General features: G+C 71.9%; 19 protein-coding genes. 12 read left to right on the top strand and 7 right to left on the bottom strand.

What is annotated here, in order from left to right; genetic code table 11:
- The first annotated feature begins 98 nt into the window (after nt 1-98).
- Nucleotides 99-1,085 carry a DNA polymerase III subunit delta gene (holA, locus tag WHN02_RS26385; RefSeq protein WP_434741329.1) on the top strand — a complete coding sequence of 329 codons (987 nt, stop codon included), beginning with the start codon at nt 99-101 and terminating at the stop codon, nt 1,083-1,085.
- Nucleotides 1,082-1,543, top strand: coding sequence for a hypothetical protein (locus WHN02_RS26380; RefSeq protein ID WP_434741328.1), 462 nt, complete (start codon nt 1,082-1,084; stop codon nt 1,541-1,543). Before holA ends, WHN02_RS26380 begins: the two co-directional genes overlap by 4 nt.
- A 278-nt stretch (nt 1,544-1,821) precedes the next feature.
- Here the strand turns inward: WHN02_RS26380 and rpsT are convergent, their stop codons facing one another.
- Nucleotides 1,822-2,088 (bottom strand): 30S ribosomal protein S20, encoded by a 267-nt coding sequence (gene rpsT, locus WHN02_RS26375; protein ID WP_350899953.1) that lies wholly within the window; start codon nt 2,086-2,088, stop codon nt 1,822-1,824.
- 149 nt (nt 2,089-2,237) lie between these two features.
- A complete protein-coding gene (locus tag WHN02_RS26370; protein WP_434741327.1) occupies nt 2,238-3,242 on the bottom strand; it encodes a phosphotransferase in 1,005 nt (334 codons plus the stop codon).
- Between the two features lie 90 nt (nt 3,243-3,332).
- On the opposite strand from WHN02_RS26370, the gene WHN02_RS26365 reads away from it, so the two are divergent.
- The 4 genes from WHN02_RS26365 (at nt 3,333) to WHN02_RS26350 (ending at nt 7,233) form a co-directional block, all read left to right on the top strand.
- On the top strand, nt 3,333-3,869 hold the full coding sequence (locus WHN02_RS26365) for a DUF4240 domain-containing protein (RefSeq protein ID WP_434741326.1): 537 nt from the start codon (nt 3,333-3,335) through the stop codon (nt 3,867-3,869).
- Nucleotides 3,870-3,983: 114 nt separating this feature from the next.
- Complete coding sequence (gene lepA / locus WHN02_RS26360) at nt 3,984-5,861, top strand: translation elongation factor 4 (protein WP_434741325.1); 1,878 nt, start codon at nt 3,984-3,986, stop codon at nt 5,859-5,861.
- Nucleotides 5,862-6,067: 206 nt separating this feature from the next.
- A complete protein-coding gene (locus WHN02_RS26355) occupies nt 6,068-6,346 on the top strand; it encodes a GlsB/YeaQ/YmgE family stress response membrane protein (protein ID WP_350895039.1) in 279 nt (92 codons plus the stop codon).
- Nucleotides 6,347-6,591: 245 nt separating this feature from the next.
- The gene (locus WHN02_RS26350; protein ID WP_434741324.1) at nt 6,592-7,233 is read left to right on the top strand and encodes an MOSC domain-containing protein; all 642 of its coding nucleotides are present in this window, start codon (nt 6,592-6,594) and stop codon (nt 7,231-7,233) included.
- A 114-nt stretch (nt 7,234-7,347) separates the two neighbouring features.
- Here WHN02_RS26350 and WHN02_RS26345 read toward each other — a convergent pair whose 3' ends face one another.
- The 3 genes from WHN02_RS26345 to WHN02_RS26335 form a co-directional block, all read right to left on the bottom strand.
- Nucleotides 7,348-8,250: a phytanoyl-CoA dioxygenase family protein gene (locus WHN02_RS26345; RefSeq protein ID WP_434741323.1), complete on the bottom strand. Its 903-nt coding sequence runs from the start codon at nt 8,248-8,250 to the stop codon at nt 7,348-7,350.
- A 254-nt stretch (nt 8,251-8,504) separates the two neighbouring features.
- A complete protein-coding gene (locus WHN02_RS26340; protein ID WP_434741322.1) occupies nt 8,505-9,365 on the bottom strand; it encodes a hypothetical protein in 861 nt (286 codons plus the stop codon).
- A gap of 172 nt (nt 9,366-9,537) precedes the next feature.
- Complete coding sequence (locus WHN02_RS26335; protein WP_434741321.1) at nt 9,538-10,335, bottom strand: enoyl-CoA hydratase-related protein; 798 nt, start codon at nt 10,333-10,335, stop codon at nt 9,538-9,540.
- A 12-nt stretch (nt 10,336-10,347) separates the two neighbouring features.
- Here WHN02_RS26335 and hemW point away from each other — a divergent pair, with 12 nt between their 5' ends.
- The gene (gene hemW / locus WHN02_RS26330; RefSeq protein WP_434741320.1) at nt 10,348-11,577 is read left to right on the top strand and encodes a radical SAM family heme chaperone HemW; all 1,230 of its coding nucleotides are present in this window, start codon (nt 10,348-10,350) and stop codon (nt 11,575-11,577) included.
- Nucleotides 11,578-11,601: 24 nt separating this feature from the next.
- Here hemW and WHN02_RS26325 read toward each other — a convergent pair whose 3' ends face one another.
- Nucleotides 11,602-12,336, bottom strand: a complete 735-nt coding sequence (locus tag WHN02_RS26325; protein ID WP_434741319.1) for a DUF4870 domain-containing protein — start codon at nt 12,334-12,336, stop codon at nt 11,602-11,604.
- A 206-nt stretch (nt 12,337-12,542) separates the two neighbouring features.
- On the opposite strand from WHN02_RS26325, the gene hrcA reads away from it, so the two are divergent.
- From hrcA to ppk2, 4 genes are read left to right on the top strand one after another with little or no spacing between them, the layout of a single operon-like run.
- A complete protein-coding gene (hrcA, locus tag WHN02_RS26320; RefSeq protein ID WP_434741318.1) occupies nt 12,543-13,565 on the top strand; it encodes a heat-inducible transcriptional repressor HrcA in 1,023 nt (340 codons plus the stop codon).
- A gap of 56 nt (nt 13,566-13,621) precedes the next feature.
- Nucleotides 13,622-14,761: a molecular chaperone DnaJ gene (gene dnaJ, locus WHN02_RS26315; RefSeq protein ID WP_434744083.1), complete on the top strand. Its 1,140-nt coding sequence runs from the start codon at nt 13,622-13,624 to the stop codon at nt 14,759-14,761.
- Nucleotide 14,762: 1 nt separating this feature from the next.
- Nucleotides 14,763-15,497, top strand: a complete 735-nt coding sequence (locus tag WHN02_RS26310) for a 16S rRNA (uracil(1498)-N(3))-methyltransferase (protein WP_434741317.1) — start codon at nt 14,763-14,765, stop codon at nt 15,495-15,497.
- Between the two features lie 51 nt (nt 15,498-15,548).
- The gene (gene ppk2 / locus WHN02_RS26305) at nt 15,549-16,460 is read left to right on the top strand and encodes a polyphosphate kinase 2 (RefSeq protein ID WP_434741316.1); all 912 of its coding nucleotides are present in this window, start codon (nt 15,549-15,551) and stop codon (nt 16,458-16,460) included.
- A gap of 81 nt (nt 16,461-16,541) precedes the next feature.
- Here the strand turns inward: ppk2 and WHN02_RS26300 are convergent, their stop codons facing one another.
- Entirely contained in the window at nt 16,542-17,300 is a 759-nt protein-coding gene (locus tag WHN02_RS26300; protein WP_434741315.1) for an SDR family NAD(P)-dependent oxidoreductase, read from the bottom strand.
- A 148-nt stretch (nt 17,301-17,448) separates the two neighbouring features.
- Between WHN02_RS26300 and WHN02_RS26295 the strand changes: the two genes are divergently transcribed.
- Entirely contained in the window at nt 17,449-17,799 is a 351-nt protein-coding gene (locus tag WHN02_RS26295; RefSeq protein WP_350895028.1) for a histidine triad nucleotide-binding protein, read from the top strand.
- Nucleotides 17,800-17,902: the final 103 nt, after the last annotated feature.

Here is a 17,902-nt window from a genome sequence, read left to right as displayed (position 1 = left end):
ATAGTCAGTCGAGTCAAATGTCTGGATTTGCGCTGAGTGCGGGGTCCACCGTGGTCGACCCGACGAGCAGGGTCGACCCACCCGTCGGGCGTGCGAATATGGGCGGCGTGACCGCCAGCCCCGCTCCCATTCTGCTCGTACTCGGCGACGAGGAGCTGCTCGCCACGCGCGCCGTCTCCGAAGCCGTCGCGTCGGCCCGCGACGCCGACCCCGACGTGGACGTCCGGGAGTACCAGGCCGGTGTGCTCACCCCCGGCGAGATCGCCGAGATGCTCAGCCCGTCGCTGTTCGGCGGTCGCCGGCTGCTCATCCTCCGCGCCGGTCAGGACGCCCGCAAGGACCTGGCCACCGCGCTGTTGGCGTACGCGAAGAACCCCGACCCCGAGGTCCAGCTCGTGGTGCAGCACCTCGGGGGGGCCAAGGGGAAGTCCTTCGCCGACGGTCTGCGCACCGCCGGTGCGACGGTAGTGCCCGCCGCGAAGCTCAAGGGGGTCAAGGGTGACCGGGAGCGGGTGGCCTTCGTCCGGGAGGAGATCCGCCGGGCCGGTGGCCGGTGCCTCCCGGAGGCCGCCGAGACCCTGATCGGTGCCGTCGGCAACGACCTTCGGGAACTCGCCGCCGCCTGCGCCCAGTTGATGGCCGACACCGACGGCACGATCGGGGTGGAGACGGTCTCCCGGTACTACCGGGGGCGGGCCGAGGTGAGCGGGTTCACCGTGGCCGACGCCATGATGGTCGGTGACGTGCCCGCCGCGCTGGAGGCGCTGCGCTGGGCACTGCACGTCGGGGTCGATCCGGTGCCGATCGCCGATGCCCTCGCCGACGGGGTGCGAACCGTCGCCCGGGTGGCCTCCGCCGGGCGGGGTAACTCGTACCAGCTGGCGAGCAGCCTGGGTATGCCCGCGTGGAAGATCGAGCGGGCGCAGCGGCAGAGCCGGGGGTGGACGCCCGAGGGGCTGGTCCTGGCGATGCAGGCCGCCGCCGAGGCGAACTCGGCAGTCAAGGGCGGCGCGGACGATCGGGCGTACGCGCTGGAACGGGCGGTCTTCGCGGTCGCCGCCGCCCGGCAGGACGGAGCCAGATGAGCGAGGCCACCCGTACGGACTGGACCGGCACGTCAGCCGACGAGGAGCAGCTCCGGCCCCTCTACGCCCGTCTACTCGGACTGCGCTTCGTCAACCCGGGTGGCGTGCTCTGCTTCCTGTTCTTCGAGGGCGCTGTCGCTCTCGCCGCCCTCCTGACCCTCGCCGAGCTGGTCGACTGGTGGTCCGTGCTGATCCTGCCCGCCGCTGTGGCGTTGATGGTCAAGCTCAACGACATGGTGGCCGAGGCGGTGGTCCGGTCGGCGGCGCTCGTCCCCGAGCAGGAGCGGGACCGGTTCCGTCGACAGATGCAGCCGGTGGTGGGCCGGATCCGGGTCGACTGCTCACCCAGGGTGGTGCCGGGCGTCGTCGTCGGGGCCGAGACGGCCCGCACCGACGAGCAGCGGCGGATCACCCACCGGCCATCGTCACCGACGGCGGAGAGCCACCCGGACCGGTAACCGTTCCCGGCGGTCTCGACCCGGTCTCGGCGGTATCAATCCGTTCCCGGCGGTCTCGACCGGTCCGGCGGTATCGGCCCGTTCCCGGCGGTCTCACCCCGGTCCGGCGGTTTCGGCCCGGTCTGGTCTCACCCCGGTCCGGCCGGTTTCGGCCCGGTCTGGTCTCACCCCGGTCCGGCGGTATCGACCCGGGGGAGCAGGCAGGGTCGTGGACGCCGAAAATCCCCGGGAGACATGCTCCTCGGGGACTCGGTCGGGTCTGTGGTCGAGTCGCCGACTCAGGCGGCGAGCGACTCCACGCGCTTCGCGATCGCGGACTTGCGGTTCGCGGCCTGGTTGGCGTGGATCACGCCCTTGCTGACGGCCTTGTCCAGCTTGCGCGAGGCGTCGCGCAAGAGGGTGTTGGCCTTCTCGACGTCACCGGTCTCCGCAGCCTCGTGGAACCTGCGAATGGCGGTCTTCAGCGACGACTTGACCGACTTGTTCCGCAGCCGGCGCTTCTCGTTCTGCCGGTTGCGCTTGATCTGGGACTTGATGTTCGCCACGCGACAGCCTCGTCTTGATAGCTCGGGTTGGTCTGTTTGCTGCGCGCGACGAGCATGCGTCATCGCTGCGCGAATGGTCAGGCTACCAGGTCGCCCCGGACGAGCCAAAACGGCTCGGCGTCGACCTCCTCGGGGGCGCCGTAAGTCGGCTACCAGCCCTGCCGGGCGGTCAGCCAACCGAGGGCCTGCTCGCCGCTGCGTCGTTTGTGCGCCACCAGGCCGGACGGGGCGGTCGGCGGCAGGGCGTCGGCCCCGGTGAGGAAGTATCCGGCCAGCGCGGCCAGGGTGACGTCCAGGGTGTCCGGGGCGGCCCCGACCGCCGCCGGATGGGTGGCGAAGAGGGTGTCGGCGTCCAGCCCTGCGGCGTACGCGCTGAGCAGGAGGGTCACCAGGTCGAACCAGGCGGGGCCGTGACAGAGCCAGGCCCAGTCGGCGAACCAGACCCGACCGTCCGCCCCCAGCAGGACGTTGTCCGGGCGGAGGTCGCCGTGGATCAGGCCGGTGGCCTCGGCGGCGTACCCGGGGAGCCGGGACTCCAGGGCCACCAGGTCGGCCAGGCGGCCCCGGGTCAGGGCGGGCGACCGGGGCATCGGCTCCCGGCCGGCGGCCACCTCGGCCCACCAGAGGATGTCCTCCCGAGCCAGGTCGGCCAGGTGCGGCAGGCCCAGCCCGGTCGGTTCGGCAGGTGGTGCGGCGAGGGCGGCGGCGACCGAGGCGTACCCGTCGAGGGTGGCGCGGAGTTCGGCCGGATCCCAGGGCTGCCGGGGGGACCGGCCGTCCACGGCGGCCAGGCAGATCGCGTACCACCCGGCCGCCTGGAGGGTCCAGCGCGGCCGGGGCACCGGCAGGCCGGGCGGGAGCCGGGCGGCGAGGTCGGCCTCGCGGGCGTACCCGATGGCGACGTGCCGGTCGCCGACCAGGTCGGCGGCCTTGACGAAGACCCGGTCGCCGGCGGCGGTGGTGAGCAGTCCGGCGAAACCCGTGGTGAAGCCCCCCTCGGCGGTACGGGCCTCGACCACCGGGGAACCGAGTCGGGCACCGATCGCCTCGCGCAGCGTCACCGGCAGCGCCGACCAGGGCGGCCGGGGCGGTGTCGACCAGGACGGCCGGGGACCGGGCGCGGCGTCCGGCGGGACCGAGGAGGTGGGGGGCACCGGTCCATGGTGCGCCGAACCACGACGTCGGGCACGTCGACACCGCGTGGCGGGGAAGCCTGTCGGACGGTTCTGTCAGACTGCCACCCCATGAGGACCGACGACTTCTGGCAGCTGATCGACGAGGCGCACGCGGCGGCCGGTGGGGAGGCCGAGGCGGTGGCGGCGGGTGTCCTCGCCCGGCTCGCCACCCGGACCCCGGAGGAGATCGTCGGGTACGCCCACCACCAGAAGCGGGTGCTCGCCGCCTCCTACCGGGTCGACCTGTGGGGTGCGGCGTACATGATCAACGGGGGTGCCTCGGACGACGGCTTCGAGTACTTCCGGGGCTGGCTGATGACCCAGGGGCGGGCGGTCTTCGCCCGGGCCGTCGGCGAACCGGACTCCCTGGCCGAGCTGCCGCAGGTCCGGGCCGCCGCGCTCAGCGGGGAGGAGTTCGAGTGCGAGACGATGCTCGGGGTGCCCTGGGACGCGTACCTGAAGGCCACCGCCACCGACATGCCGACGGACCCGGACCCCGTGCCGGTGCCCGACCTCAACGAGTTCTGGGACTTCGACGACGAGGAGGAGGCCCGCCGCCGGCTGCCGAAGCTGGCCGCGCTCTTCGCCGAGCCGCCTGCGGAGTGACCGCCGACCGGCGGGCGTGCGGAGCGCTCCGACCGCGCCCGCCGGAGCATGGGAGCATAGGGGGAGGCCGGTGTACGCCGGCCCGATCACGTCAGCCGACCAGAACGGACCGCTGTGCCACCGAAGCTCGATTCCGGCGCGAACGCTCCTGGTGCCACCGACCCGGGGCGCATCCGGAACTTCTGCATCATCGCCCACATCGACCACGGAAAGTCGACCCTGGCCGACCGGATGTTGCAGCTCACCGGTGTGGTCGACCCCCGGCAGATGCGCGCCCAGTATCTCGACCGAATGGACATCGAGCGCGAGCGCGGCATCACCATCAAGAGCCAGGCGGTCCGGATGCCGTGGACCATCAGGGAGGGCGACCGGGCCGGTGAGACGGCGGTCCTCAACATGATCGACACTCCGGGGCACGTCGACTTCACCTACGAGGTGTCCCGGTCGTTGGCGGCCTGTGAGGGTGCCGTCCTGCTCGTCGACGCGGCGCAGGGGATCGAGGCGCAGACCCTGGCGAATCTCTATCTGGCGATGGAGAACGACCTGCACGTGATCCCGGTGCTCAACAAGATCGACCTTCCGGCCGCCCAGCCGGAGAAGTACGCCGAGGAGTTGGCCCACCTGATCGGCGGTGACCCGGCCGACTGCATCCGGGTCTCGGGCAAGACCGGGGACGGCGTCCCGCACCTGTTGGACGAGATCGTCAGGCAGTTCGTCCCGCCGGTCGGCGAGGCGGAGGCCTCGGCCCGGGCGATGATCTTCGACTCGGTCTACGACGTGTACCGGGGCGTGGTCACCTACGTCCGGGTGGTCGACGGGCACATCAGCGCCCGGGACCGGATCAAGATGATGTCCACCGGGGCGGTGCACGAGCTGCTGGAGATCGGGGTGATCTCGCCGGAGATGGTGAAGGCCGACGCGCTCGGTGTCGGCGAGGTGGGTTACCTGATCACCGGGGTGAAGGACGTCCGGCAGTCCCGGGTCGGTGACACGATCACCATCAACACCCGACCGGCCACCGAGGCCCTGGGCGGGTACAAGGACCCGAAGCCGATGGTCTACTCGGGGCTCTACCCGATCGACGGCTCCGACTACCCGAACCTGCGGGACGCCCTCGACAAGCTCAAGCTCAACGACGCCGCCCTGACCTACGAGCCGGAGACGTCCGGGGCGCTCGGCTTCGGTTTCCGCTGCGGCTTCCTCGGCCTCCTGCACCTGGAGATCATCCGGGAGCGGCTGGAGCGGGAGTTCAACCTCGACCTGATCTCGACCGCGCCGAACGTGGTCTACCGGGCCGTCACCGAGGACGGTGAGGAGATCACCGTCACCAACCCCAGCGAGTACCCGACCGGCAAGATCGCCGAGGTGTACGAGCCGGTGGTCCGGGCCACCGTCCTCACCCCAAACGACTACGTGGGCGCGGTGATGGAGCTCTGCCAGGGGCGGCGGGGCAGCCTGCTCGGCATGGACTACCTCTCCGCCGACCGGGTCGAGCTGCGGTACACCCTGCCGTTGGCGGAGATCATCTTCGACTTCTTCGACCAGCTCAAGAGCCGGACCAAGGGGTACGCCTCGCTGGACTACGAGCCCTCCGGCGAGCAGTCCTCCGACCTGGTGAAGGTGGACATCCTTCTGCACGGCGACCCGGTCGACGCGTTCAGCGCCATCGTGCACAAGGACAAGGCGTACACCTACGGGACCACGATCGCCGCGAAGCTGCGCAGCCTCATTCCGCGCCAGCAGTTCGAGGTGCCGATCCAGGCCGCCATCGGCAGTCGGGTGATCGCCCGGGAGACCATTCGGGCGATCCGCAAGGACGTGCTCGCCAAGTGCTACGGCGGCGACATCAGCCGCAAGCGCAAGCTGCTGGAGAAGCAGAAGGAGGGCAAGAAGCGGATGAAGATGGTGGGCCGGGTGGAGGTTCCCCAGGAGGCCTTCATCGCCGCCCTCTCCTCCGACGGCGGCGACCAGAAGTCCACCGGCAAGAAGTGACCCGCCCGGGTCGATGACGAGTCCGACGGCCGGGGTCGCCCTCACCGAGGGGGTGACCCCGGCCGTCGCGTGTCCAACCACGAGCACGGGCCGGGTCGATGGGTTCCCGGTCACTTCCGTGTCGGACATCGGTTTGAGTTTTCGATGGGTCGGGAACTGTGGGGTCACGACAGCAAGCGACCCCCAAATACTGAAGGAGAACGGCCGTGACCGTCATCGGAATCATCACCGCGCTCATCGTCGGCCTGATCGTTGGTGCGCTGGGCCGTTTGGTCGTCCCGGGCCGCCAGAACATGCCGATCTGGCTGCACATGCTCATCGGTGTCGGTGCCGCACTTCTGGGCACCGTGCTCGCCCGGGCACTCGGCCTGGCCACCGGTAGCGCGTTCAACCTGGGTGAGTTCGTGGTCCAGGTACTGCTCGCCGCTGCCGCGGTGGCGCTGGTCGCCGGTGTCGGCGGTCGTCGTCGCGGGGTCACCCGGTAAGTAGTGGTAACGCCGAAGGGCGCCCGACCGGATCCGGTCGGGCGCCCTTCGGCGTGCTCGCCCCACAGACCACCGGTCCGCGTCCGTGGAGGCCGCCCACGGGGCCGACCCGGAGCCCGTCGGGGTGGAGGCCGTTCGTGGGGAACCGACCCGCGCCCGTCGGGGTGAGGCCGTTCGTGGGGAACCGACCCGCGCCCGTCGCGGTGGAGGTCGGCGCGGGTGGGCGTGCCGTTAGGCTGGCCCTCATGACGGGCACACTGGTGGCGGTGAACCTCGCGGTGGTGACCGAGGCGGCGTGGGCGGGGGACGCCAGTGGCCGTACCGGCATCGACAAACGGCCTGTCGGCGGGCGGGTGGCGCTGCACACCGAGGGCGTGATCGGGGACTTCATCGGCGAGCGGGCCCACCACGGCGGCCCCGAGCAGGCGGTGTACGCCTACGCCGAGGAGGACGCCGCCTGGTGGTCGGCCGACCTCGGCCGCGACCTGACTCCCGGCTGCTTCGGGGAGAACCTCACCACCTCCTCTGTCGACGTGACAGGGGCGGTGATCGGGGAGCAGTGGCTGATCGGTTCCGCGCTGCTGCAGGTCACCAAACCGCGTACGCCGTGCCGTACCTTCGCCGGGTTCTGGGGGGTGCCGGATCTGATCAAGCGGTTCACCGCACGGGCCACCCCGGGCGCGTACCTGCGGGTGCTGCGCGAGGGTGAGGTCGGTGCGGGCGACCCGGTGCAGGTCGTGGCCCGCCCCGACCACGGGGTGACGGTCGGGGAGGTGTTCCGGGCGGTCAGCGGTGAACCGGAGCTGCTGCCCCGGCTGCTCGACGCCCCGGAGCTGCCCGAATCGGTGGCGGCGAAGGTCCGTCGTCGACTGGGCCACCCCGGCTGACCGACGGCGGCGGCCTCCGCCATGCCGGCTGACCGACGGCGGCGGCCTCCGCCACCTACGAGGAAGGGCCCCGTCGTCGCAGGACGCGACTGGCAGGGGCCCCGACTCATCGGATCAGCGCAGCCAGGGGACGCTGCGGTCGAGCCGACCGCGCTCCTTGAGCTCCTTGCGCAGCGGGATCTCGTCGTCGACGTACCCGTTCCAGTTGATGCCCCAGTAGTTCGCGGTGTGCGTACCCTCGCCGCAGAGCTGACGCTGCACCGGCGACCGGTTGGCCCACCACTCGCCCTCGGTGTCGATGTGCAGCTCGTCGAGGGGTCGGATCCACCGGTAGGTGTAGCCGACGAAGAGCATCTTGCGGGTCACGTTCGACAGGTTCGTCGAGCGGGAGTGCCACTGTCGACGGTCGAAGATGAACGCGTCACCCGGGTTCGCGGTGATCTCCACCGTGCCCTCCGGGTCCGGGTTGTGCACGGTCAGGTCGTCCGGGCGGGGCAGCGAGTTCCACAGGTGACTGCCGGGGATGACCTTGGTGGCTCCCCGACCGGTCTCCGAGAGGTCGGACAGGACGTACGCGACCTTCAGCGAGAACATCGGCCGGGGCAGGTTCGGGTCCATCGTCTCCGGGTCGGAGTTCTGCCGGTACCCGTCCTGGTGCCAACCCCAGTACGGCTTCTCCGGCTCCGCCGCCGGCGGGGTGACGTCGAGGTGGTTGTGGTGGGTGTAGATGTTCCAGCCGGCCAGTCCCCACATGTAGGGGAAGGCGATCGGGTGGGTGAGCAGCTCGCCGAAGAGCTCGTCGCGCTCCAGGAAGCCCAGCAGGTGCAGGGTGCCGTCCTTGGTCGTGTTGCCCTTGGACTTCTCCTCGGCGTAGACCCGGTCGACGGCCTCTTCCAGAGCGGCCCGGTGGTCCTCCGTCAGCACGTTGCGCAGGAGCAGGAAGCCCTGGTCGTGGAACTCCTTGCGGTCGGTGTCGCTGATCGGTTCGTAGCCGGTCCGGCCCTCGTAATCGAACACCTCGTCGTACCCCTCCCCATGAGGTGAAACCATTTCTGGCACAGGCCGCCGATCGTAACTCGCGGTGGCGAGAGCGGGCCAAGGGCCGTAGGTCCCCTACCGAATCCGCCACTGACCAGCGGCGATCCCTCAACTGCGGTAGGTGAGGGGCCGAAACTGCGGCAGGTGCGGGGGAGAACCGAAATGCAACCTGTGCGCCAGGTGTCGGGTGTGCGCGGTTGTGCGGGTGCTGCGGAACCCCGGACGAGGGGGAATCAGACGTCGCCGAAAACCTCGGCGAGGACCCGACCCGCGGCGTCGCCGCCGTCGTCCACCGTCTTCCACCCGCCCTGCTTCGCGGTCCACTCCAGGCCGGCGAAGCGGACCCGCTTCACCCCGTGGTCGTTGGCGTGCGCGACCAGCCAGTGCGCGTACCGCCAGCCGTCGCGCTCGTCGTCGGCCGGCACGGCGAGCCCGGTCAGGTCGGCCGGGGACTCGGTGCCGGGCAGTCCCCAGTCGAGGTTGAGCCCCTCGGTGAGCGCCGCCGCCGCGGCCTGACCCCGCATCACCGGTTCCGTGCCGGTGGTGCAGGACACCGCCCCGGTCGCCTCGCCCAGCAGGGCGCGGGTGAGCACCTCCGAGTCACCGGCCCACTTCTCGTACGCCTCGGGGAAGGCCGACCGTTGGACGGCCTGGGCGGCGTCGGTGACCCGCATCTCCTCCCAGCCCCTGACCTTCTTCAGCGCGGCGTAGAACCGGCGGGCCGCGTACCGGGGATCCTGGATCTCGGTCGGGGTGCCCCAACCCTGGCTGGGACGCTGCTGGAACAGGCCCACCGAGTCCCGGTCCCCGCCGGTCAGGTTGCGCAGGCTGGACTCCTGGTAGGCGGTGGCCAGCGCGATCACCACGGCGCGTTCCGGCATCCCGCGCTGGGCGCCGATCGCGGCGATGGTGGCGGCGTTCGCCATCTGCTGCGAGTCGAGACCGACCTGTCCGTCGGCCTGCACCGTGCAGCTGCGGCCCGCGAACGTGACCCGCATCTGCCCGACCTGACGGGCCACGAACCAGATCCCGAGTACGGCGACGACGGCCAGGACGACTCCGCTTGCCACGACTGCCCGAGTTCGCACCCGCACCCCCTGTTCGACAGTTCGACAAGAGTACGTCGCCGTGAGCGAGGAACCGCCGGTTCAACCAGATCGTCACTTTCCGTGTTCATGTCGCAGTCACGGAGTTCCCGTCGGTGGGCAGCCGGAAACGTCGTCCCCTCGGTCAGACCCGGTGAACCAGGTCAGACGGGTGAACCGGTCAGGCCGGTGGGTCGGTCGAGGCGGGAACCCATTTCGCATCCCGCTTCTCCCGGAAGGCCCGCACCCCCTCGCGCCCCTCGGCCGAGAGGAAGTACCCGGTCGACAGCTCGGAGAGGGTGGTCAGCTCGGCCCGCAGGTCGGCCGGGGCCGGTCGGGACAGCAGCTGCTTCGTGCCGGCCAGCGCCCCGGGTGCCCCACGGACCAGCGAGGCGCAGAACCGGGCCACCGTCGCGTCCAGCTCCCCGGCCGGGACGGCGGTGGTGACCAGGCCGACCTCGGCGGCCCGCCGGCCGTCGAAGGTGTCCCCGGTCAGGTACAGCTCGGCGGCGGCACGGGGGGCCAGCCGGGGCAGCACCGTCGCGGAGATCACCGCCGGGATCACCCCGATCCGGACCTCGGTGAAGGCGAACGTGGCATCCTCGGCGCAGATCGCCAGGTCGGCGGCCGCGATGAGGCCCAACCCCCCGGCGCGGGCCGGTCCGGCGACCCGGGCCAGCACAGGCTTCGGGCACTCCCGGACGGCCGCCAGGACGTCGCCGAGGCGCCCGGCCGGCACGGTCCCCGCCACCGAGGCGGCAGCGGTCTCCTTCAGGTCGGCACCGGAGCAGAAGACCGGGCCGGTGTGGTCGAGTACCACCACCCGGACGGTGTCGTCGGCGACGGCGGCGTCCAGCCCGGCCAGCAGCTGGGTCATCAGCGGCGTGGAGAGGGCGTTGCGGTTGGGCGGGCTGTCCAGCGTGAGGGTGGTCACCCCACGGGACGTGGCGACCCGCACCAGAGGGTCGGGAGAGCTCATGCGGGCACACTAGTGGCTGTGCCCGGTCTCCTCCCAGATGGCGAAACCGTTCCGGTAGACGGAACCCTCCCCGACACCGCCACCGCCGCCGTCGGTGCGCGCGGGTTCGGGGTGTACCTCCACGTCCCGTTCTGCGCCAGCCGCTGCGGGTACTGCGACTTCAACACCTACACCGCCGCCGAGCTGGGGGGCGGTGGGAGCCGGGACGGTTACGCCGACACGGTGCTGGCCGAGGTGGAGCTGGCGCGGCGGGTGCTCGGCGACTCCCCGCCACCCCGGGTGGACACCGTCTTCGTCGGTGGCGGGACCCCGACCCTGCTGCCCGCCGACGATCTGGCCCGGCTGCTCGAAGCCGTCGACCGCACCTGGGGGCTCGCCGCCGACGCCGAGGTGACCACCGAGGCCAACCCCGAGTCGGTCACCCCCGCGTCGTTGAAGACCCTCCGGGCTGCCGGATACACCCGGATCTCACTGGGCATGCAGTCGGCATCTCCCGGGGTGCTGGCCGTCCTCGACCGGCGGCACAGCGCCGGCCGGGCCACCGCCGCCGCCCTGGAGGCCCGCGACGCCGGGTTCGACCACGTCAACCTGGACCTGATCTACGGCACCCCGGGGGAGCGGGCGGAGGACTTCGCGGCCAGCCTCGACGAGGTGGTGGCCGCCGGCGTGGACCACGTCAGCGCGTACGCCCTGATCGTGGAGGACGGCACCCGACTCGCCACCCGGATGCGTCGGGGTGAGCTGCCGTACCCCTCCGACGACGTCGCGGCGGACCGCTACCTGGCCGCCGACGCCGCCCTCGGCGCGGCCGGTTTCTCCTGGTACGAGGTCTCCAACTGGGCCCGTACGCCGGCCGCCCGGTGTCGGCACAACCTGCTCTACTGGACCGGCGGGGACTGGTGGGGCCTGGGGCCGGGGGCGCACAGCCACGTCGGCGGGGTCCGCTGGTGGAACGTCAAGCACCCCACCGCCTACGCCCGACGGCTCGCCGAGGGCGCCTCACCGGGGCAGGCCCGGGAGGTGCTCACCTCGGCCGAGGCGCACATGGAGGACGTGATGCTCCGGCTCCGCCTCGCCGACGGACTGCCGCTGGAGACCCTCGACGAGGCCGGTCGGGCCGGTGCCGACCGGGCCCTGGCCGGGGGGCTGCTCGACGGGTCGCGGTTCGCCGCCGGTCGGGCCGTGCTCACCCTGCGGGGGCGGCTGTTGGCCGACGCCGTCGTCCGCGACCTGCTGCCGTGAGCCGGTCGCGGACGACGCTGCGGGTCACTTCACGAAGGTGAACGTCATCGGGTAGCGGTACAGCTGGCCCTCGTTGGCCTTGAGCCCGCCGATGATCCCGAAGACCAGCGGGACCAGGCCGACGACGAACGGCAGGAAGCCGAGCAGGCCACAGGTGATGATGGCCAGGACGATGCTCACCGCGAGCGCGATCACCCAGGTGAGCTGGAAGTTCAGCGCGGCCACGGCGTGGGCCCGGGCGGTGGCCGACTGCGGTCCCCGGACCATCATCGCCACCAGCGGGGCCACCCAGCCGAGCAGACCGCCACCGACCACGACGCCCGCCGCCCCGCCGAAGTGGGCGATCAGCGACCAGGTCTTGTCGTCGTTGCTCAGACCGGACGGGGGGCCGTATCCGGGCGGCGGGGGGCCGTATCCGGCCGGGCCGGCACCGTAACCCCCGGGCGTGCCCGGGTCGTAGCCCCCACCGGGTGGGTACGACCCGCCCGGTGGGGGATAGCCGCCGGGCGGGGGACCCGGCGGTGGGTATCCGCCGCCTGAGTCCGGCTGCTCCGGTGAACCGAACCCACCGGGTGGGGGGTACCCACCGGGGCCGGACGTCCCGGACAGTGGTGCCGTGGGTGGTTCGTGACCGGCCGACCCCGTCGTGGGCGGCGGCTCGGCCGCAGACGAAGGCGGGGTGGGGGGCAGCGGAGCCGTCGGGTCTGGTGCCGGGCGGCCGGGATCGCCCGATCCGGGCGGGCGGGGCGGTTCGGTCATGACGGACACGGTAGGCCCCCCTGGCAACCGGCACCAGCGCAACACCGGCCGGGGGGCGTCGAGATCCACCAGGACATCGACGTACGGGTGGTCCGTCACTGATCATCGCGCCGGTGGGGGCAGCGGACGTAGACTGGCACTCGCTACAGTCGAGTGCCAGGGCGCGACGCGGTCGAGGTCGACCGGCGCGGGACGGGAGGTGGGAGATGGGTCTCGACGACCGCAAACTCGCCGTACTGCGCGCGATCGTCGAGGACTACGTCGCCACCCAGGAGCCGGTCGGCAGCCGGGCCCTGGTCGAGCGGCACCAGCTCGGGGTCTCCCCGGCCACGGTCCGCAACGACATGGCGGTCCTGGAGGAGGAGGGCTACATCCGGCAGCCGCACACCAGCGCCGGCCGGGTCCCCACCGACCGCGGCTACCGCCTCTTCGTCGACCGGTTGTCCCGGGTCAAGCCGTTGAGCCCGGCCGAGCGGCGGGCCATCGAGCGGTTCCTGGTCGGCGCGGTCGACCTCGACGACGTGGTGCACCGCACCGTGCGACTGCTGGCCCAGCTGACCCGCCAGGTGGCGGTGGTGCAGTATCCGAGCCTGGCCCGTTCCTCGGTCCGGCACCTGGAGCTGGTGCCGATCTCCACCACCCGGCTGATGCTGGTGATGATCGCCGACACCGGGCGGGTGGAGCAACGGCTGGTCGAGCTGCCCGCCCCGGTCCCCGCCGACGACGTCACCGACCTGCGTCGGCTGATGAACGAGAAGCTCGTCGGGACCCGGCTGTCGGAGACCCCGCCGCTGGTCCAGGTGCTCGTCGACGAGGCACCCACGCAGCTGAGGCCGGCCATGACCACCCTCTCCACCGTGCTGCTGGAGACGTTGGTCGAGCGCCACGAGGAGCGGCTCGCGCTGGCCGGCACCGCCAACCTCACCCGGGGCGGCCTGCTCGACTTCCAGGGGTCGCTGCGGCCGATCCTGGAGGCGCTCGAGGAGGAGGTCGTCCTGCTCAAGCTCATCGGTGAGGCCGAGCCGAGCACCACCCGGGTGCTGATCGGCGACGAGAACGAAGTGGACAATCTCCGGGCCGCCTCCGTGGTCAGCACCGGCTACGGGCCGGGTGCCACCATCGTGGGTGGGCTCGGTGTGCTGGGGCCGACCCGGATGGACTACCCCGGGACCATCGCCACGGTACGAGCCGTGGCACGCTACGTGGGCGAGTTGCTGGCCCAGAACTGATCCAGTCGGGCCGACGATCGGCGCAGAGCGAGACGAACATGAGGACACGGGACGCAGTGGCCAGGGACTACTATGGCATTCTCGGCGTGAGCCGGGAAGCCTCCGACGACGAGATCAAGCGCGCCTACCGCAAGCTGGCGCGGCAGTTCCATCCGGACGTGAATCCGGATCCGGAGGCCCAGGAGAAGTTCAAGGACATCAACGCCGCGTACGAGGTCCTCTCGGACGACCGGAAACGGCAGATCGTCGACCTGGGCGGGGACCCGCTGGCTCCGGGCGGCGGAGGTGCCGGCCCGGGTGGACCGGGAGCCGGTCCGTTCGCCGGGTTCCAGGACATCATGGACGCCTTCTTCGGTGGCGCCGGTGGCGCGACCCGGGGGCCGCGACCGCGTACCCGTCCGGGTGCCGACGCGATCCTGCGGCTGGAGCTCGACCTGAACGAGACGGCCTTCGGGGTGGAGGCCCCGATCACCGTCGACACCGCAGTGCTCTGCACCACCTGCTCCGGGGCGGCCACCGCCGCCGGAACCCACCTGGACACCTGCGAGGCGTGCGGTGGTCGGGGCGAGGTGCAGTCGGTGCAGCGGACCTTCCTCGGCCAGGTGGTCTCCGCCCGGCCCTGCACGGTCTGCCAGGGGTACGGCACCACCATCCCGCACCCCTGCCCCACCTGCGCCGGTGACGGGCGGGTCCGGACCCGCCGGTCGCTCACCGTCAAGATCCCGGCCGGGGTCGAGGACGGCATGCGGATCCGGCTGGCCCAGCAGGGCGAGGTCGGTCCGGGCGGTGGCACCCCCGGCGACCTGTACGTCGAGATCCACGAACGGCCGCACGACGTCTACTCCCGCAAGGGCGACGACCTGCACTGCCGGGTGACGGTGCCGATGACCGCCGCCGCCCTCGGCACCCGGCTGACCATCAAGACGCTCGACAGCGAGGAGACCGTCGACGTCAAGGCCGGCACCCAGCCGGGCAGCACCCTGCGGCTGCGGGCCCGGGGCGTACCGCACCTGCGCGGCACCGGCCGGGGTGACCTCTACGTCCACCTCGACGTGCGGACCCCGACCAAGCTCGACGCCGACCAGGAGCGGATGCTGCGCGACTTCGCCAAGACCCGGGGCGAGGAGGTCGCCGAGCTGAGCAAGCAGGGCGGCTTCTTCTCCCGGATGCGCGACGCCTTCAACGGGCACGCCTGACGTGTCGGCACCGCTGTTCCTGGTCGACGCGCTGCCGACCGGGGACCGGCTCACCCTGGACGGCCCGGAGGGGCACCACGCGGCCACCGTCCAACGGCTGCGCGTCGGCGAGGATCTTCTGCTCGCCGACGGTCGGGGCGGGACCGCCGCCGCGGTGGTCACCCTCGTCGGCCGGGGCAGCCTGGAGATCGAGGTCACCTCCCGGGGGTACGTCGACGCCGACGTCCCCCGGCTGGTGGTGGTGCAGGGCATCGCCAAGGGCGACCGGGGCGAGCTGGCAGTCCAGGCGATGACCGAGACCGGGGTGGACGAGATCGTGCCCTGGGCGGCGTCCCGTTCCGTGGTGCAGTGGCGCGGTGAGCGGGGCGTACGGGCCCGACAGAAGTGGGTGGCCACCGCCCGGGAGGCGGCCAAGCAGGCCCGCCGGGCGTGGCTGCCGGTGGTGGCCGGGGCGCCCGACGAGTCGACCTCGACGGTGGCCCGGCGGGTGGCCGGGGCCGCCGCCGCCTTCGTCCTGCACGAGGGCGCCCAGGAGCGGCTGAGCACCGCCGACCTGCCCGAGACCGGGGAGATCGTGCTGGTCGTCGGCCCCGAGGGCGGGGTGAGCGAGCACGAACTGACGACGTTCACCGAGGCCGGTGCCCGGACGGTACGCCTCGGCCCGACGGTGCTGCGTACCTCCACCGCCGGGGTGGCCGCCCTCGCCGTCCTCGCCACCCGACTCGCCCGTTGGTGACCCGCCCGGACCGGGTGGTTCGACGGCAGGTTCGGGGTAAGACACATCGACATGGCCGACATCTCGTTGCTGGACCTCGCCGACGACTACCGGGTGGCTGACGGCCACGACGACGACCCCGTTCTGCTGCGCCCCGACGGCAGCCCGGTGGACACCTGGCGCGAGGACTATCCGTACGACCACCGGATGGAGCGCGACGAGTACGACCGGGACAAGCGGCTGCTCCAGATCGAGTTGCTCAAGCTCCAAGAGTGGATCAAGGAGTCGGGCGAGCGGCTGGTGATCCTCTTCGAGGGGCGGGACGCGGCCGGCAAGGGCGGCACCATCAAGCGCTTCATGGAACACCTCAACCCGGACGGGGCCAAGGTGGTGGCGCTGACCAAGCCGAACGAGCGGGAGTCCACCCAGTGGTACTTCCAGCGGTGGATCGACCACCTGCCGGCGGCGGGCGAGATCGTGCTGTTCGACCGCTCCTGGTACAACCGGGCCGGGGTGGAACGGGTGATGGGGTTCTGCACCCGCAAGGAGTACCTGGAGTTCCTCCGCCAGGCCCCCGAACTGGAGCGGATGCTCACCCGCTCGGGGATCCGGCTGGTCAAGTTCTGGTTCTCGGTGTCCCAGAACGAGCAGCGGACCCGGTTCGCCATCCGGCAGGTCGACCCGGTACGCCAGTGGAAGCTCTCCCCGATGGACATCGCATCCCTCGACAGGTGGGACGAGTACACCGAGGCCAAGGAGGCGATGTTCTTCTACACCGACACCGCCGACGCGCCGTGGACGGTGGTGAAGAGCAACGACAAGAAGCGGGCCCGGCTGGAGGCGATCCGCCACGTCCTGCACCGCTTCGGGTACGCCGAGAAGGACCCCGAGGTGGTCGGCGCACCGGACCCGATGATCGTGGGTCCGGCCGGCCTGGACCTGCGCCCCGACGACCAGCCGGTCCACGTCTTCCCCCGCCTGTGACCGCCACCCCGGCGGATCGACGCCGGCAGGCACCGCCGTCGAGGTGCTCCGGGTTCGGTGGGAGCCCCGCGAGGCGACGGATCAGCGCAGGTAGGAGGCGCCGTTGAGGTCGACGATGGTGCCGGAGGCCCATTCGGCCTGCGGGGAGGCCAGCCAGTGCACCGCGGCGGCGATCTCCGCAGGCCGGGCGACCCGGTTGAAAGGGCTCTGTGCCCGTACCGCGTCGCCGCGCGGGGCCTTCAGGTGCTCGTTGGTCATGTCGGTGGCCACGAACCCGGGGGCGACGGTGGCCACGGCGATCCCGTACGGGGCCAGGGCCACCGCCAGGGACTGACCCATCGCGTTCAGCCCCGCCTTGCTCGCCCCGTACGCCGGGTTGGTCGGCTCTCCCCGGAACGCTCCCCGGGACGAGACGTTGACGATCCGGCCACCCCTGTCGCGCATGTGCTGGGCGGCGCACCAGGCGGCGTTCGCCGCCCCGATCAGGTTGGTGTCGACGAGTTGCCGCCACCGCTGTCGCCATGTGTCGTAGTCGTCGTCGAACACCGGATGCGGCGGGTCGGCCGGGCCGAACACCCCGGCGTTGTTGACCAGCACGTCCAGCCCACCGAGCAGGTCGGCGGCCCGATCCACCATGACCCGTACCGCGTCGGAGTCAGCCAGGTCGGCCTGGACCACGACGTGGCCGTCGCCGGGCAGGTCGGCCCGGAGCTGTTCGGCCAGGTCGGCGGAGTCCCGGTGGTGGACCGCGACCCGGTCGCCGCCGGCCGCGAAGGCCTCGGCCACCGCCCGCCCGACACCCCGCGACGCCCCGGTCACCAGTACCGCTCGTGAAGTCACCTCGACATCATGCCCGCTGCCCGGCCGACCTGCCCGGACCGCCCCCGAGCCGCCCACCGCACCACGATCCCGACCCCGCCGCGCCACGATCCGGGCCGCCCGGCACCACGGGCGCGCCCCGGTGCGCCGGACGGCTTAGCATGCCCGGATGGACGACGACTGCCTGTTCTGCCGGATCGTGGCCGGTGAGATCCCCGCCACGATCGTCCGGGAGACCGACACGACCCTGGCCTTCCGCGACATCTCGCCGAAGGCCCCGGTGCACGTGCTGGTCATCCCGAAGGAGCACTACGCCGACGTGGCGACGCTCGCCCAGGGCGACCCGGCGCTCGCCGGTGAGGTGCTCGCCACGGCCGCCCGGGTGGCCGAGGACGAGGGGCTGCTCGGCGACGGGTTCCGGCTGATGTTCAACACCGGGGCGTACGGCGGCCAGGAGGTCTTCCACGTCCACGCGCACGTGTTGGGCGGCACCCCGCTCGGCCCGATGCTCGCCATCTGAGACCGGGTACGACGTCCGGCCGGACGGGCTCCCGGGTGACGTCGACCGACCCGGGTGCCCGGCGGAAATGGGCGAGGTGCGACCGGGGTGGACCCGATACCAT

It is taken from the genome of Micromonospora sp. SH-82, from assembly GCF_051132485.1.
Classification (GTDB): Bacteria; Actinomycetota; Actinomycetes; order Mycobacteriales; family Micromonosporaceae; genus Micromonospora.
This window is presented reverse-complemented; position numbering and strand designations above follow the sequence as displayed.